General features: G+C 70.9%; 14 protein-coding genes. 8 read left to right on the top strand and 6 right to left on the bottom strand.

The features are described 5' to 3' along the window. Positions 1 to 20: 20 nt before the first annotated feature. The 4 genes from PT931_RS05595 (at position 21) to PT931_RS05610 (ending at position 4,195) form a co-directional block, all read left to right on the top strand. Positions 21 to 1,025 carry an ABC transporter permease gene (locus PT931_RS05595; RefSeq protein WP_456244609.1) on the top strand — a complete coding sequence of 335 codons (1,005 nt, stop codon included), beginning with the start codon at positions 21 to 23 and terminating at the stop codon, positions 1,023 to 1,025. After that, entirely contained in the window at positions 1,022 to 1,972 is a 951-nt protein-coding gene (locus tag PT931_RS05600; protein ID WP_363724857.1) for an ABC transporter permease, read from the top strand. Before PT931_RS05595 ends, PT931_RS05600 begins: the two co-directional genes overlap by 4 nt. Positions 1,973 to 1,974: 2 nt before the next feature. Beyond that, positions 1,975 to 2,958 (top strand): ABC transporter ATP-binding protein, encoded by a 984-nt coding sequence (locus PT931_RS05605; protein ID WP_456244730.1) that lies wholly within the window; start codon positions 1,975 to 1,977, stop codon positions 2,956 to 2,958. Positions 2,959 to 3,169: 211 nt separating this feature from the next. After that, entirely contained in the window at positions 3,170 to 4,195 is a 1,026-nt protein-coding gene (locus tag PT931_RS05610; protein ID WP_456244610.1) for an ABC transporter ATP-binding protein, read from the top strand. Positions 4,196 to 4,299: 104 nt separating this feature from the next. On the opposite strand, the gene PT931_RS05615 is transcribed toward PT931_RS05610, so the two are convergent. Both PT931_RS05615 and PT931_RS05620 read right to left on the bottom strand, forming a co-directional pair. After that, positions 4,300 to 4,632, bottom strand: a complete 333-nt coding sequence (locus PT931_RS05615; protein ID WP_456244611.1) for a hypothetical protein — start codon at positions 4,630 to 4,632, stop codon at positions 4,300 to 4,302. A 128-nt stretch (positions 4,633 to 4,760) separates the two neighbouring features. Further along, complete coding sequence (locus tag PT931_RS05620; protein WP_456244612.1) at positions 4,761 to 5,408, bottom strand: HNH endonuclease family protein; 648 nt, start codon at positions 5,406 to 5,408, stop codon at positions 4,761 to 4,763. Between the two features lie 82 nt (positions 5,409 to 5,490). On the opposite strand from PT931_RS05620, the gene PT931_RS05625 reads away from it, so the two are divergent. Beyond that, positions 5,491 to 6,864: an MFS transporter gene (locus tag PT931_RS05625; RefSeq protein ID WP_456244613.1), complete on the top strand. Its 1,374-nt coding sequence runs from the start codon at positions 5,491 to 5,493 to the stop codon at positions 6,862 to 6,864. Positions 6,865 to 7,099: 235 nt separating this feature from the next. Beyond that, positions 7,100 to 7,783: a DUF4190 domain-containing protein gene (locus PT931_RS05630; RefSeq protein ID WP_456244614.1), complete on the top strand. Its 684-nt coding sequence runs from the start codon at positions 7,100 to 7,102 to the stop codon at positions 7,781 to 7,783. A gap of 176 nt (positions 7,784 to 7,959) precedes the next feature. Here the strand turns inward: PT931_RS05630 and leuA are convergent, their stop codons facing one another. The 3 genes from leuA to PT931_RS05645 form a co-directional block, all read right to left on the bottom strand. Continuing rightward, the gene (leuA, locus tag PT931_RS05635; RefSeq protein WP_456244615.1) at positions 7,960 to 9,618 is read right to left on the bottom strand and encodes a 2-isopropylmalate synthase; all 1,659 of its coding nucleotides are present in this window, start codon (positions 9,616 to 9,618) and stop codon (positions 7,960 to 7,962) included. A gap of 357 nt (positions 9,619 to 9,975) precedes the next feature. Beyond that, positions 9,976 to 11,031 carry an aspartate-semialdehyde dehydrogenase gene (locus tag PT931_RS05640; RefSeq protein WP_456244616.1) on the bottom strand — a complete coding sequence of 352 codons (1,056 nt, stop codon included), beginning with the start codon at positions 11,029 to 11,031 and terminating at the stop codon, positions 9,976 to 9,978. Positions 11,032 to 11,033: 2 nt separating this feature from the next. Further along, positions 11,034 to 12,299, bottom strand: coding sequence for an aspartate kinase (locus PT931_RS05645; protein WP_363724873.1), 1,266 nt, complete (start codon positions 12,297 to 12,299; stop codon positions 11,034 to 11,036). A gap of 104 nt (positions 12,300 to 12,403) precedes the next feature. On the opposite strand from PT931_RS05645, the gene PT931_RS05650 reads away from it, so the two are divergent. Further along, positions 12,404 to 13,162, top strand: a complete 759-nt coding sequence (locus tag PT931_RS05650; RefSeq protein ID WP_456244617.1) for a hypothetical protein — start codon at positions 12,404 to 12,406, stop codon at positions 13,160 to 13,162. Here the strand turns inward: PT931_RS05650 and PT931_RS05655 are convergent, their stop codons facing one another. Further along, the gene (locus PT931_RS05655) at positions 13,163 to 14,326 is read right to left on the bottom strand and encodes a multidrug effflux MFS transporter (RefSeq protein ID WP_456244618.1); all 1,164 of its coding nucleotides are present in this window, start codon (positions 14,324 to 14,326) and stop codon (positions 13,163 to 13,165) included. 122 nt (positions 14,327 to 14,448) lie between these two features. Between PT931_RS05655 and PT931_RS05660 the strand changes: the two genes are divergently transcribed. Further along, positions 14,449 to 14,628, top strand: coding sequence for a CsbD family protein (locus tag PT931_RS05660; protein WP_456244619.1), 180 nt, complete (start codon positions 14,449 to 14,451; stop codon positions 14,626 to 14,628). Positions 14,629 to 14,639: the final 11 nt, after the last annotated feature.

A 14,639-nucleotide genomic window follows, 5' to 3' on the forward strand; every position in this document is an offset into this window, starting at 1 on the left:
GCCCGTCCTGGAGGTCCTTCTTGATTCGCTTCATCGTCCGGCGGCTGCTGCAACTGGTACCGACCATGTTCGGGCTGTCCCTGCTCCTGTTCATCTGGCTGCACCGGCTGCCCGGCGGCCCCGAGACGTCGATCCTGGGCGAGCGGGCCACCGAGGAGCGCCGGGCGCAGATCCGCCAGTCCCTCGGGCTCGACGAGCCGCTGGTGGTGCAGTACGGCCGGTTCATGCGCCGGCTGCTGTCGTTCGACTTCGGCACCTCGATCCAGACCGGCCGGCCGGTGATGACCGAGTTCGGTCAGCGGTTCCCGGCGACCCTGGAGCTGACGGTCACGGCCCTGGTCATCGCGATCGGGATCGGCATTCCGCTCGGGTACATGGCCGCGCGCCGCCGGGGCACCTGGCTCGACAGCGGCACCGTGATGGGCTCGCTGCTCGGCGTGTGCGTCCCGGTGTTCTTCCTCGCCTACGTACTCAAGGCGGTCTTCTCCGAGTACCTGCACATCTTCCCGTCCTCGGGCCGGCAGAGCGACCTGCTCGAGGCCACCCACGTGACCGGGATGTTCGTCCTCGACGGGATCATCACCCGCGAGTGGGACGCGGCGGGCGACGCCCTGCTGCACCTGATCCTGCCCGGGATCGCGCTGGCCAGCATTCCGTTCGCGATCATCGTGCGGATGACCAGGGCGAGCGTCCTGGAGGTGATCAGCGAGGACTACGTCCGGACCGCCGAGGCCAAGGGCCTGACCGAGCGGACCGTGCGCGGCCGGCACATCCTGCGCAACGCGCTGCTCCCGGTGGCCACGGTCATCGGCCTGGCGGTCGGCGGCCTGCTGTCCGGCGCGGTGCTGACCGAGACGGTGTTCGCGTTCGGCGGGATCGGCTCGTTCCTGAGGGACGCCATCGAGTTCCGGGACTACCCGGTGCTGATGGGCTTCATCATGCTGATCGCGCTGCTGTATGTCCTGGTGAACCTCGCAGTGGACGTGTCCTATGGATTGATCGACCCACGGGTGAGGGTGCGATGAGCCGGAAGAAGGACCGGATCGACCGGCTCGCCGTACTGGCGGCCAGCCGGGCGGAGACCGGTGAGAGCCTGTGGCGGGTCGCGTTCAAGCGGGTCCGCCGGAGCCCCCCGGCCGTCGTCGGCGCCGTGATCATCGTGGTGTTCCTGCTGATCGCGCTGCTCGGCCCGTTGTTCGCGCCGTACGACCCGGTGGCGCAGACCTGGCGGGGTGACATCAGCGAGGCGAACGGCATCTTTCCCGGGCCGCGGTCGGGCAACCTGCTCGGCGTGGACAACCTGGGGCGGGACGAGTTCAGCCGGCTGCTGATCGGCGCGCGGATCTCGCTGCTCGTCGGCGTGCTGGCCACCCTGTTCGGCCTGGTGATCGGCTCGGCGCTGGGCATCGCCTCGGGCACCGCCGCCGGGCTGGGCGGCCGGGTCGGCAGCTGGATCGACTCCGTGATCATGCGGTTCATCGACATCCTGCTGTCCGTACCGGGGCTGCTGCTCGCGATCAGCCTCGCGGCGATGATCGGCAACGGGCTGCCCACGGTCATGATCGCGGTCGGCACGATCAACGTACCGATCTTCGCCCGCCTGCTGCGCGGTTCGATGCTCGCCCAGGCGCACTCGGACTACGTACTCGCCTCCACGGCGTTGGGGGTCCGCAAACCGAAGATCGTGTTCGGCCACATCGTGCCCAACTCCATCGCACCCGTGATCGTGCAGGCCACCCTGACCCTGGCGGTGGCGATCATCGAGGCGGCCGGGCTGTCGTTCCTGGGGTTGGGCAACGCCAACTCCTCGTACCCGGAATGGGGGGTCATGCTGGCCGACGCGCAACGCTACCTGTCCGTCGCGCCCCGGATGTCGATCTTCCCGGCGGTCGCGATCATCATCACGGCGCTCGGCTTCACCCTGCTGGGTGAGTCGATGCGCGAGGCCCTCGACCCGAAGCTCCGGCGGTGACCATGAGCCTGCTCGATGTGCAGGACCTGACGGTGGCGTTCACCCGACGCGGCGAACCCGACGTGCGCGCCGTCGACGGGGTGAGCTTCACCGTCGACGAGGGCAAGATCGTCGGACTGGTGGGCGAGTCCGGCTGCGGCAAGAGCGTGACGTCCCTGGCCCTCATGGGGCTACTGCCCAAGCGCGGCGTCCGGCTGGGCGGCAAGGCCCTGTTCGAGGGCACGGACCTGCTCCAGCTCGACCCCGGGGCCATGCGGGACGTCCGGGGCCGCGACGTGGCCATGATCTTCCAGGACCCGTTGTCCTCGTTGAACCCGGTGATCTCGATCGGTCTCCAGGTCACCGAGGTGCTCCGCCGGCACCGGGGCCTCAAGGGGGACGCCGCGAAGAAGGAGGCCGCCGACCTGCTCGACCGGGTCGGCATCCCCGACCCGACCCGGCGGCTGCGGGAGTACCCGCACCAGCTGTCGGGCGGCATGCGGCAGCGCGCGCTGATCGCGATGGCCGTCGCGTGCCGGCCCCGGCTCCTGATCGCCGACGAGCCGACCACCGCGTTGGACGTGACGATCCAGGCCCAGATCCTCGAACTGCTCAAGGACCTGGTGCGCGAGTTCGGCACCTCCATGATCATGATCACCCACGATCTCGGGGTGGTCGCGGGGCTGTGCGACACGGTGAACGTCCTCTACTCGGGGCGCGTCATCGAGGCCGCCGGGCGCCGGCCGTTGTTCGCGGCGCCCCGGCACCCGTACACCCACGGGCTGCTCGGGTCGATTCCCCGGCTCGACGCGGACGTCGACGAGGCGCTCCGCCCGATCCGCGGCTCGGTCCGCGACGCCCTGCCGTGGGCCGAGGGGTGCGCGTTCCAGCCCCGGTGCGACCGGGCGGTGGACGCCTGTGTGGGCGGGCCGCCCGCGTTGGAGGACACGTTCACGGGGCACCTGTGCCGGTGCGTGAACCCGGTGACCCACGAGGAGCGGGTATGACCCCGTTGAGCACCGGGTCGATGGCCCGGGCATGCGCGGATGCTGCCGGCACGCGGCGTGGCACGGATGGGGCCCGCACGCGGCCTGGCACGGATGCGGCCGGCACGCGGCCTCGCGCGGATGCGGCCGGCGCCTGGCCCGGCGTGGATGCGGCCGGCACCCGGGGCGGCACCCGGGTGCGTGCGGAACTGGCGACCTCTGAGGAGCGGGTATGACACTGTTGTCCGTCCAGGGGCTCAAGGTGCACTTCCCGATCCGGCGGGGCGTCCTCTTCGACCGCACCGTCGGCCACGTGTACGCCGTCGACGGCGTCGACCTCGAAGTCCCCCGGGGTGGCACGTACGGCCTGGTCGGCGAGTCCGGCTGCGGCAAGTCGACCCTCGGCCGGGCGCTGCTGCGGCTCAGCCCGGTCACCGCCGGCCGGGTCGTGTTCGACGGCGTGGACGTCGCCGCCCTCCACGGGGAGGCGCTCCGCAAGAGCCGCCGCCGGATGCAGATGATCTTCCAGGACCCGATGTCCAGCCTGGACCCGCGGCAGAACGTCGAGTCCATCCTCACCGAGGGCCTCGTCGCGCACGGGATCGGCGCGAACTCCGCCGAGCGCCGGGCCAAGGTCATGGAGACCCTCGACGCGGTGGGGCTGCCCCGGTGGGCGATGTCGCGGTACCCGCACGAGTTCTCCGGGGGGCAGCGCCAGCGGATCGGCATCGCCCGCGCCCTCGTCCTCGGGCCGGACCTGATCGTCGCCGACGAGCCCGTGTCCGCCCTCGACGTGTCCATCCAGGCCCAGGTCATCAACCTGCTGGAGGAGCTCCAGGGCGAACTCGGCCTCACCTATCTCGTGATCGCGCACGACCTGGCCGTGGTGAAGCACATCTCCGACATCGTCGGCGTGATGTACCTCGGCGGCCTGGTCGAGGAGGCGTCGTCCCGGGAGCTGTACGCGACGCCGCTGCACCCGTACACCCGGGCGCTGATGTCGGCCGTGCCCGTGCCCGACCCCGAGGTGGAGGACCGCCGCGAGCGGATCCTGCTCCGGGGTGACCTGCCCTCGCCGGCGAACCCGCCGACCGGCTGCCGGTTCAACACCCGGTGCCCGTGGAAGCAGGACACGTTGTGCGCGACGGACCGGCCGCCGCTGATCGAGGTCCGGCCGGGGCACAAGGTCGCGTGCCACTACACGGCGGAGATCGACGCGGGCGTGATCAGGCCACGCGACGGCGCCGTCGTGCGCTGAGAACGACGATCCGACGGGTACTGCGAACCGCAGGCCACGACGAGTGCGGGGAACGCGCCCGCTGCCTGAGGGCGGCGGTCACGTTCCCCGTATTCGTGTGCCGGTCAGCCCGAGGGGCGGTTGAGCAGGCCCACCGCGAGGGCGTGGATCGCCTCCGCGTCGGCCGCGTCCCGCAGGCTCACCTTGGACCCGGTGACCGTGTACCACTCGTCCGCGTCCTTGTACTGCACCTTCACCGTCGCGCTGCCGTGCTCGGCCGTCGTCGACAGGGTCAGATCCCCGGTCACGACCCCGGCCTCGTCGGTCATCACCCCGCCCGGACCAGCCACGATGTCGGTCCGCAACGGCTTGGCGGGCGCGGGAGCAGCCGCGGGAGCCGGCACCGGCGCGGCGGCAGGCGCGGCCGGCACGGAGCCCCCGGCGGGCGGCGCGGGCACCGGAGCCCCGGGCACGGGCGCGGCCGGAGCCGGCGCGGCAGGCGCGGCGGGAGGGGTCCCCGGAGCCGCCGGAACAGGAGCGGCGGGTGCGGCGGTCCGCCCCGGAGGGGGGCCAGGCTTGGGTGAGGTCATGTGCACGTCCCCAGCATGTCGGTGAGCGCGGTGCGCTCCGCTTCGGTAACGGTGAGCTGCCAATGTGACTTGACGTTAATCCAGCTCTCCGCGTAACTGCACCAGTATGACCGGCTCGGGGGCTTCCACGTGGAAGGATCCTGGTCGCCCTTGGCGCGGTTCACCGAGGCGGTGACTGCGAAGAGTTGCGGGCGGTCCAGATCGTTGGCGAAGTCGCCGCGCTTCTCGTTCGTCCAGTCGTTGGCCCCGGAGCGCCACGCGTTGGCGAGCGGGACCATGTGGTCGATGTCCATCTCGATGGCGACGGTGTGCTTCGCGTCGTCGTACGGGCTGGTCCAGGAGCCGCCGGTCACCTTGCAGGCGCTGTCGGTCTTCACGGACGTGCCCTCGCGTTTGAGGACGAACTCGCGGGTGTCGCAGCCGCCGCCCTGGGCGCGCCAGTGCGGGAACTTCTCCCGGCTGTACCCGGCCATGGAGCGGGACGCCGCGGTCTTCAGGGCCGCCAACTGGGTCTTCGCCGTGGCACCCTTCCCGGGCGTGTTGCTGCTGGGTTTGTCGGAGGACGTGCCGGTGGCCGGCTGGACGCATGCGCCGAGCAGAGCGGCGGTGACGAGGAGTGCGATACCACGCGTGAGGGGAGACACCCCTCAAGCGTGCTCGCGGGTCGGGAACGAAGCAAGGAACTGAATACCTGCGATCCGTGCCAGTTTGGGGGACAATTCGGCCATGTTGCTGAAGGATCCGGCCGGGCGCGGGACACTCGCCGCGACCGTGCTCGCGTCCGGCATGGCACTGCTCGACTCGACCGTCGTGAACGTCGCCCTTCCCCACCTGGGCCGCGACCTCGGCGCGGGGCTGGACGGGCTCCAGTGGACGGTCAACGGGTACACGCTGACGCTCGCCGCGTTCGTGCTGCTCGGCGGGGCGCTGGGGGACCGGTACGGCAGAAGGCTCGTGTTTCTGATCGGGGTCTTCTGGTTCACCGGCGCGTCGATCCTGTGCGGGGCGTCGCAGAGCATCGGCTGGCTGATCGCGGCCCGGGTGCTCCAGGGCGTCGGGGCGGCACTGCTCACGCCCGGCTCGCTGGCGATCATCCAGTCGGCGTTCGACCCGCGCGACCGGGCCCGGGCGATCGGCGCGTGGTCGGGGTTCGGCGGGATCGCGGCGGCGGCGGGCCCGTTGGTCGGCGGCTGGCTGGTCGACGCGTTCAGCTGGCGGTGGGTGTTCTTCCTCAACATGCCGCTGGCGGTGCTGGTCGTGGTGCTGACCTGGAAGTTCGTGCCGGAGAGCCGGTCGCCCGAGACGCGGGCCCGGTTCGACTTCCCCGGCGCGGTGCTCGGCGCGCTGAGCCTCGCGGGGATCACGTTCGCCCTGATCAACGGGGACCTGATCTCCGGGGTCGCCGGGCTCGTCGCCGGGGTGGCGTTCGTGTGGATCGAGCGGCGCAGCCACGCGCCGATGGTGCCGCCGGCCATGTTCACGGTCCGGGCGTTCAGCGTGATCAACCTGGTGACGTTCTTCGTGTACGCGGCCCTGTCCGGCTGCCTCTTCTTCCTCGTCATCTTCCTCCAGGTGTCGCACGGCTACTCGGCGCTCGGCGCGGGCCTCACCCTGGTCCCGTTGACGCTGGTCATGCTCGTGTTCTCGCCCCGGGCCGGCGCGCTCGGCCAGCGGATCGGCCCGCGCATCCCCCTGATCATGGGGCCGCTGACCGGCGCGGTCGGCATTCTCCTGCTGCTCCGGGCCGGCGCCGGGTATTTCACCACGGTCCTGCCCGGCGTGCTCGTCCTCAGCGTCGGGCTGACGATCGTCGTCGCGCCGCTGACCTCGGCGGTGCTCGCGGCGGCCCCGGACCGGTACGCGGGGGTCGCCAGCGGGGTGAACAACGCCGTGGCCAGGGCTGCCGGGCTCCTCGCGGTGGCCGCGCTGCCGGCGCTCGCCGGGCTGTCCGCCGGGTCGTACACCAGCCCGGTCGCGTTCGCCGACGGCTACCGGATCGCGATGCTGTTCTGCGCGGGCCTGATGGCGTGCGGCGCCCTGACCGCGGCGGTGCTCCTCCGACCCGGCGACTGCGAACCAACCCCGAAGAACATCATCTAGCTACGAGTCGGGAGCCGACCCGGTTCCTGAAGGCCGGAGCCCAGGGAGTCACCCCCGACCGTGACACGGGCGACCGGAGTCACCAGCGGCGGGCACGCGGTGCCGTCTGGTCCTCGGCGCTCGCCATCCACGGGGAGTGAGGCGGGCTGTGACGGCCGTCCATGGCGGCTGAGGCGGGGCGGCGGGCGCGGCCCGGTTCCGCTAACGTGTCCGCCGTTGCTACGGGGAGGCACAGATGTCGGAACACGACGAGAAGGCGGCAACCGCCAGCGGGACGAACACGGGAGCGGCCGGGCCACGCGGCCCGCTCCTGGAGCAGGAAATCAGGGACCAGGGACCGGAGAACGGCCCCGGCTCGGCGGCCGACGCGCGACCGGCCGGCGACACGGCCGGCCAGCGGCCGCAGACCCGCGGCCCGGTCCCGGCGCAGCCCGACCGGGCACTGGGGCGCGACTGGGCCAACGACCACAAGCTCGACCAGGCATGGGACTGGGCCCGGGCAGGCCAGGACGTCGCGCCGGCCGTCGATCAGGTGGACGGCCGCGACCTCGACAAGGCCTGGGACTGGGCCCGCGAACCCGCCAGGCCCACCGACGCCAACTGGGGCACGGACTCCTGGGACCCGGCCGCCGACGGGTACCGCAACGGCCCGCTACGGCCGCCCGTCATCGAGGACGACACCCCGCACTGGACCGCGCCGCCGGTCGGCTTCAGCGGGCACGCCATCGCGTCGTTCGTGTTCGGGGCGCTGGGGATCTGGCTCCTCGGGATCCTGTTCGGCATCGGCGCGCTGGTCAGGATCCAGCGGACCGGGCAGGACGGTCGGTGGATGGCCATCGCGGGAATCGGCGCGTCGGTCGCGTGGTTGGGCGTGATGATCGTGGTGCTCCGGGTCGCGCCCCTCATGCTCGGACGCTAGGCCCGCCCCGGGGAGCTGAACATCAGCCCAGGGGTCAAACGCGCCCGGGTGTGCCGAACACCCGCCCCGGGGTGCCGAACGGTGGCCTCCGGAGACCCGGTCCGGGCCGCAGTGACTGCCCGGGCTGGGTCAGGTTCGGTGTGGGCCGGCCCCGGAAGACCGGCCCACACCGCTGGCTACTCCGCCCGGTTCACCGCCGACGTGACCGCCCGCAGCGAGGCCGTGACGATGTTGTCCGACACGCCGACGCCCCAGTACGTCTCGCCGCCGATTGCGCACTCCACGTACGCGGCGGCCTTGGCGTCCCCGCCCGAGGCGAGCGCGTGCTCCGCGTAGTCCAGGACGGTCACGTCGATGTCCACGGCGGACAACGCCGAGACCAGGGCGGCGATCGGGCCGTTGCCGACGCCGGTCAGCTCGCCCAGGGTGGTCTGCGCCGTGACCTCGGCCTTGCCGGCGGCCGTGGAGGTCGAGTACGTGTCGATCCGCAGCCGGCCCGGGGTCAGGTACTCCGTCTCGAAGATCTGCCACATCGCGGCCGGGGACACCTCGCCGCCCTCGCCGTCGGTGTGCCGCTGGACGACGCCCGAGAACTCGATCTGCAACCTGCGGGGCAGGACGAGATGATGCTCGGACTCCATGATGTACGCGACGCCGCCCTTGCCGGACTGCGAGTTGACCCGGATGACCGCCTCGTACGAGCGCCCGACGTCGGCGGGGTCGATCGGCAGGTACGGGACCTCCCACAGCCGGGGGTCCACGGCCGCGAGCCCCTTCTTGATGGCGTCCTGGTGCGAGCCGGAGAAGGCCGTGTAGACGAGGTCGCCCGCGTACGGGTGGCGCTCGTGCACGGGCAGCTGGTTGCAGTACTCGACGGTGCGTTTGATCTCGTCGATCTGGTCGAAATTGATCATCGGATCGATGCCCAGGGCGAACAGGTTCAGCCCGAGCGTCACCAGGTCCACGTTGCCGGTGCGCTCGCCGTTGCCGAACAGGCAGCCCTCGACCCGGTCGGCCCCGGCGGCGATCCCCAGCTCGGCGGCCGCCACGCCGGTGCCCCGGTCGTTGTGCGGGTGCAGGCTCAGGATCAGCGACTCGCGCCGGGGCAGGTTGCGGTGCATCCACTCGATGGAGTCGGCGTACACGTTCGGGGTGGCCATCTCCACCGTCGCCGGCAGGTTGATGATCAGCGGGCGGTCCGGGGTGGGCGCGATGACGTCGATGACCGCGGAGCACACCTCCAGCGCGTACTCCAGCTCCGTGCCCGTGTAGGACTCCGGCGAGTACTCGTAGTAGATCTCGGTGTCCGGGGTCAGCATCTCCGCGTACTTCTGGCACATCCGCGCGCCGGACGTCGCGATGTCCTTGATTCCGTCGCGGTCCAGGCCGAACACGACCCGGCGTTGCAGCGCGGACGTCGAGTTGTAGAAGTGCACGATCGCCTGCTTGGCGCCCCGCAGCGACTCGAAGGTCCGCTCGATCAGCGGCTCCCGGCACTGGGTCAGCACCTGGATGATCACGTCGTCGGGGATCAGCCCGTCCTCGATCAGCATCCGGACGAAGTCGAAGTCGGTCTGGCTGGCCGACGGGAAGCCGACCTCGATCTGCTTGTACCCCATGCTCACCAGCAGCAGGAACATCCTGCGCTTCCGCTCGGGGGACATCGGGTCGATCAGCGCCTGGTTGCCGTCGCGCAGATCTACGGCGCACCACTGCGGGGCCTGCTCGATCCGCCGGCCCGGCCACTGTCGATCGGGCAGATCCACACCGAAGGGGTACGCCTGATAGCGGCCGAACGGCATGTTACTGGGCTTCTGGGTGTCAAAGGGCGACATGTCACGCCTTCCGGGAGGTCATCTCTGGGGAGTTTCTTCGCGAGAGCGACCGGGCGGACGAGCCCTAGAGGCGCGTCGGAACCCGCGGCGAGGTGCCGGCCTGAGAGGCCTCGCCGCGGCAGCGAAGGAGAAGATGCGCGCGCCACATGACACGACCACGTTACGTGATCAACCAACCCTCAGACAATTCGTCCCGCTACGTGAGATGTGCCTCCCTGTTTCCCCAGCTCAACGGACATTCGGCGAACGGTGACCGTTTTCACCCGCCGCCGCTCTGCACAGTGGCGTGCTTGCTGGGGTCAACGGAAACGGCACCCGCCCCGCAGGGAAGGTGCCGTCGTCCGTTCGAGCAGGTGTCTAGTGCCACTCCGCCGCGATCAGCTCCGCGATCTGCGCCGTGTTCAGCGCGGCGCCCTTGCGCAGGTTGTCCCCCACGACGAAGAAGTCCAGCGCCCGGGGATCGTCCAGCGACCGCCGGATCCGCCCCACCCACGTCGGATCGGTCCCCACCGCGTCGGCAGGGGTCGGGAACTCCGCCTCGGCCGGGTTGTCCGACACGACCACGCCCGGCGCGGCCTCCAGCACCTCGCGGGCCCGGTCGGCGTCCACCTCGGAGCCGAAGATGGCGTGCAGCGACGCCGAGTGCCCGGTCACGACCGGCACCCGGACACACGTCGCCGACACCTTGAGGTCCGGCAGCCCCAGGATCTTGCGGGACTCGTTGCGGATCTTCAGCTCCTCGCTGGACCAGCCGCCGTCCTTGACGGAACCGGCCCACGGCACCACGTTCAGCGCCAGCGGGGCCGGGAACGGGCCCAGGTCGTCGCCCACGACCCGGCGCACGTCACCGGTCCGGGTGCCGGCGGACCGGTCGCCCGACAGCTTCGAGAGCTGGTCGTGCAGCGTGTCCACGCCGATCTGCCCGGCACCGGACGCCGCCTGGTACGAGGACACCATCAGCTCGCGCAGCCCGTACTCCCGGTGCAGCGGGGCCAGCGACAGGATCATGGCGAGGGTCGTGCAGTTCGCGTTGGCGATGATGCCGCGCGGCCGGTTCCGGACATGCTCCGGGTTGACCTCGGGCACGACCAGCGGCACGTCCTTGTCCATCCGGAACGCGCCGGAGTTGTCCACGGCGATCGCGCCCTTGGACACCGCGATCGGCGCCCACTCGGCCGACACCTCGTCGGGGACGTCGAACATCGCCACGTCGACCCCGTCGAACGCCTCCGGGGTGAGCGCGAGAACCTCGACCTGCTCGCCGCGGACCGACAACTTGCGGCCGGCCGAGCGGGCCGAGGCGATCAGCCGGATCTCGCCCCAGACGTTCTTGCGGCTACTCAACAGTTCGAGCATGACGGTGCCGACCGCGCCGGTCGCGCCGACCACGGCCAGCGTGGGGAGACGGGTCACGGCTATCGGCCGGTGCCGGCGTAGACCACGGCCTCTTCGTCGCCGCCGAGCTCGAAGGCGTCGTGGATCGCGCGGACCGCCGCGTCGAGGTCGGTGTCGCGGCACACGACCGAGATCCGGATCTCCGAGGTGGAGATGATCTCGATGTTGACGCCCGCGCTGGCCAGCGCCTCGCAGAAGATCGCGGTCACGCCCGGGTGCGAGCGCATCCCGGCCCCGACCAGGGACACCTTGCCGACGTGGTCGTCGAACAGCAGGCCCTTGAAGCCGACCTTCTCCTGGATCCGCTGGAGGGCGGTCATCGCGGCGGCGCCGTCCTCCTTCGGCAGGGTGAAGGAGATGTCCGTGCGGCCCGTACCCTCCGTGGAGTTGTTCTGCACGATCATGTCGATGTTCATCTCGGCGTCGGCGACGGCGCGGAAGATGGCAGCGGACGTGCCCGGCTCGTCGGGGGCGCCGACGATCGTGATCTTCGCTTCGCTCCGGTCGTGCGCGACGCCGGTGATGAGTGCCTGCTCCACGGGAAGATCCTCCATCGAACCGGAGACCATGGTCCCGGGCTTGTTGGTGTAAGACGAACGGACGTGGATCGGCATGTTGAACCGCCGCGCGTACTCCACGCACCGCAGCATGAGCACCTTCGCGCCCGTAGCCGCCATCTCCAGCATTTCCTCGTACGTGATCGTGTCGAGCTTCTTGGCGTCCGGCACGATCCGCGGGTCCGCGCTGAACACGCCGTCCACGTCGGTGTAGATCTCGCACACGTCGGCGTGCAGGGCGGCGGCCAGGGCCACGGCCGTGGTGTCCGAGCCGCCCCGGCCGAGGGTGGTGATGTCCTTGGTGTCCTGGGACACGCCCTGGAAGCCGGCGACGATCGCGACCGCGCCCTCGTCCAGGGCCGTTTTCAGCCGGCCGGGCGTCACGTCGATGATCCGCGCCTTGCCGTGCACGGACGTGGTGATCACGCCGGCCTGGGAACCGGTGTAGGACCGCGCCTCGTACCCCAGGTTGTGGATCGCCATGGCCAGCAGGGCCATCGAGATCCGCTCCCCCGAGGTGAGCAGCATGTCCAGCTCGCGGCCAGGCGGCAGCGGGCTCACCTGGTTGGCGAGGTCGAGAAGCTCGTCGGTCGTGTCGCCCATCGCGGAGACCACAACGACGACGTCGTTGCCGGCCTTGCGCGTGGCGACGATGCGCTCGGCCACGCGCTTGATGCGCTCGGCGTCACCGACCGAGGAGCCACCATATTTCTGCACGACGAGTGCCACGATGCTCCTAACGCTGGCGGTAACTTCCTGCACCTTACCGGTGGATGGGACGTGCGCCCGAGAGCGTCCCAGAGTGTGGCTGTGGGATCGGGCACAATCATCGAATGCGTCCCGTCCGTGCCCTACTGGCCCTGAGCGTCCTCACCGTGCCCCTGTCCGGCTGTTCGGACGGTCCGCCCCCGAAGCAGGGCGACCCGGCGCCCACGAGATCCGTGGCGCCCCAGGAGCCCCGGGCGCAGCTCGCGGGGCTGGTCGCGGCGGCGCTGGACCGCCGGTACGTGACCTCGTACACGTACACGCCGAAGGGTGGGCCGGCGCGGAAGATCGACGTGACGCTCGGCGTGGACGGCACGTGGAAGATCGACATCCCGAACGGGGCGCTCGGCAACACGGCCAACATCTCGGTGGTGGGCACCAAGGACGGCACGTTCCAGTGCGGGGTCGCCCTCGTCACCGCCCCCGCGACCCCCGGCCCGGCGACCTGCGTGAAGCTGGCCGCCCCGGTGCCGGCGAAGTACGACGTCCGGATCCAGCACCTGTTCACCGACTGGCTGCCGCCCCTGACCAGCCGGTCGGCGGCGCTGTCCGTGGCGGCGGCGAAGTTCGAGGCGCCGGGGTCGTGCTTCTCGGTGGAGTCGACGTCGGCGTCGATCGCGGCACCGGTCGACCCGGGGACCTACTGTTTCCAGGCCGACGGGGTGCTGACCGGGGCCCGGATCGGGGCGGGGACGCTGGTGCAGACGGGGGCGGTGGCGTCGCCGCCGGTGTCGGTGGCGTTGCCGGGGCCGGTGTCGGCTGGGCCGCCGTTGCAGCTCGCCGCCCTGCCGCCCGCGCCGTCGCCGACACCCACGAAGAAGCCCTAGTCAGGCGGGGGACACCCGGGGGCGCAACGTCAGGGTGTACGCGCCGATCGCCAACGCCGCCAACGAGGCCACCACGATCGCCATCGGCACCGCGGTGTGATCCCCGGCCAGTCCCACCAGCGGCACCACGGCCGAGCCGACGATGTACTGCACCGTGCCGAGCACCGCCGAGGCCGTACCCGCCGTCTCGCCGTGGTCGGCCATCGCGAGGGCCGTCAGGTTCGGGAAGATGACGCCCATGCTGCCCACGACGAGGGCCAGCGCGGGCAGGACGGCCGCGAGACCGAGCCCGCCGAGTACCGCGCCGAGCAGGAGCAGGCCGCCGAGCAGGGTGAGGCCGAGCCCGGCCCGGAGGAGTACCACGGGGCGGATCCGCTTGACCAGCATGCCGTTGAGCTGCCCGAACACGACGAGCGTCAGGGCGTTGCCGGCGAAGGCGTAGCTGAACTGCTGGGCGCTGAGGCCGTACACGTTCTGGAGCACGAACGGCGACGCCGAGATGTACCCGAACAGCGCGGCGAACGCGAGCGCGCACGCCAGGGTGTAACCGAGGAAGACCCGGTCCCGGAGGACGAGGCCGAAGTTGGCGAACGCGCTGGCCCGGCGGCGCTGCACGGGCAGGCTCTCCGGGAACTTCCAGGTGGCGGCGAGCAGCCCGATCCCGATCGCGGAGAGCACGAAGAACGCGAGCCGCCAGGTACCGAACCGCAGCAGTTCGCCGCCGATCAGCGGGGCGAGGATCGGGGCCAGCCCGTTGATCATCATGAGCGTGGTGAGCACCCGGACGGCGGTGACGCCCTCATAGAGGTCCCGGACGATGGCGCGGGCGATCACGATCCCGGCCGCCCCGGCGAGGCCCTGGAGGAGCCGCATGCCGATCAGTACCTCGACGCTGGTGGTGAAGGCGCACGCGAGCGACGCCAGCGCGTAGACGGCGAGGCCCGTCAGTAGGGGGATCTTCCGCCCGAGCCGGTCGCTGAGCGGCCCGGCGACGAGCTGCCCGACGGCGAGCCCGATCAGACACGCGGTGAGCGTCAGCTGCACGTCCGCGGCGGACGCGCCGAACTCCCGGCCGAGCGCGGGCAGGGCAGGGAGGTACATGTCCATGGACAGCGGCGCGAAGGCGGACAGCCATCCGAGCAGCACGAAGTAGCGGCGGGGCACCTGGTCAAGCTATCTCTCAAGACTAGGAATCTGACCCGTCAGACAGTGTTGGCTGGCCCACACCGCGTTTGGCGACCGGAGCCCCCGGGTAACTCATGGTCACGCTGCGAAGGGAGCAAGTCATGGGTTTCGAGGGCAAGAAGGACGAGCTGGTCGGCAAGGCCAAGGAGAAGCTCGGTGAGGCCACCGGCAACAAGGAGCTCGAGGCCGAGGGTCTCGCTGACCAGGGCAAGGGCAAGCTCGAGCAGGCCGGGGACGCGATCAAGGACAAGGTCGAGGACCTCAAGGCCAAGTTCAAGTAGACGTGACGGGC

The organism is Longispora urticae (assembly GCF_053902585.1).

Excerpts from the sequence above, each read along its gene's own strand:
- PT931_RS05625 (WP_456244613.1), top strand. The coding sequence starts at position 5,491 with ATGTTGCTGAAGGATCCGGCCGGGCGCGGGACACTCGCCGCGACCGTG.
- PT931_RS05600 (WP_363724857.1), top strand. The coding sequence starts at position 1,022 with ATGAGCCGGAAGAAGGACCGGATCGACCGGCTCGCCGTACTGGCGGCC.
- PT931_RS05650 (WP_456244617.1), top strand. The coding sequence starts at position 12,404 with ATGCGTCCCGTCCGTGCCCTACTGGCCCTGAGCGTCCTCACCGTGCCC.
- PT931_RS05660 (WP_456244619.1), top strand. The coding sequence starts at position 14,449 with ATGGGTTTCGAGGGCAAGAAGGACGAGCTGGTCGGCAAGGCCAAGGAG.
- PT931_RS05605 (WP_456244730.1), top strand. The coding sequence starts at position 1,975 with ATGAGCCTGCTCGATGTGCAGGACCTGACGGTGGCGTTCACCCGACGC.
- leuA (WP_456244615.1), bottom strand. The coding sequence starts at position 9,618 with ATGTCGCCCTTTGACACCCAGAAGCCCAGTAACATGCCGTTCGGCCGC.
- PT931_RS05630 (WP_456244614.1), top strand. The coding sequence starts at position 7,100 with ATGTCGGAACACGACGAGAAGGCGGCAACCGCCAGCGGGACGAACACG.
- PT931_RS05610 (WP_456244610.1), top strand. The coding sequence starts at position 3,170 with ATGACACTGTTGTCCGTCCAGGGGCTCAAGGTGCACTTCCCGATCCGG.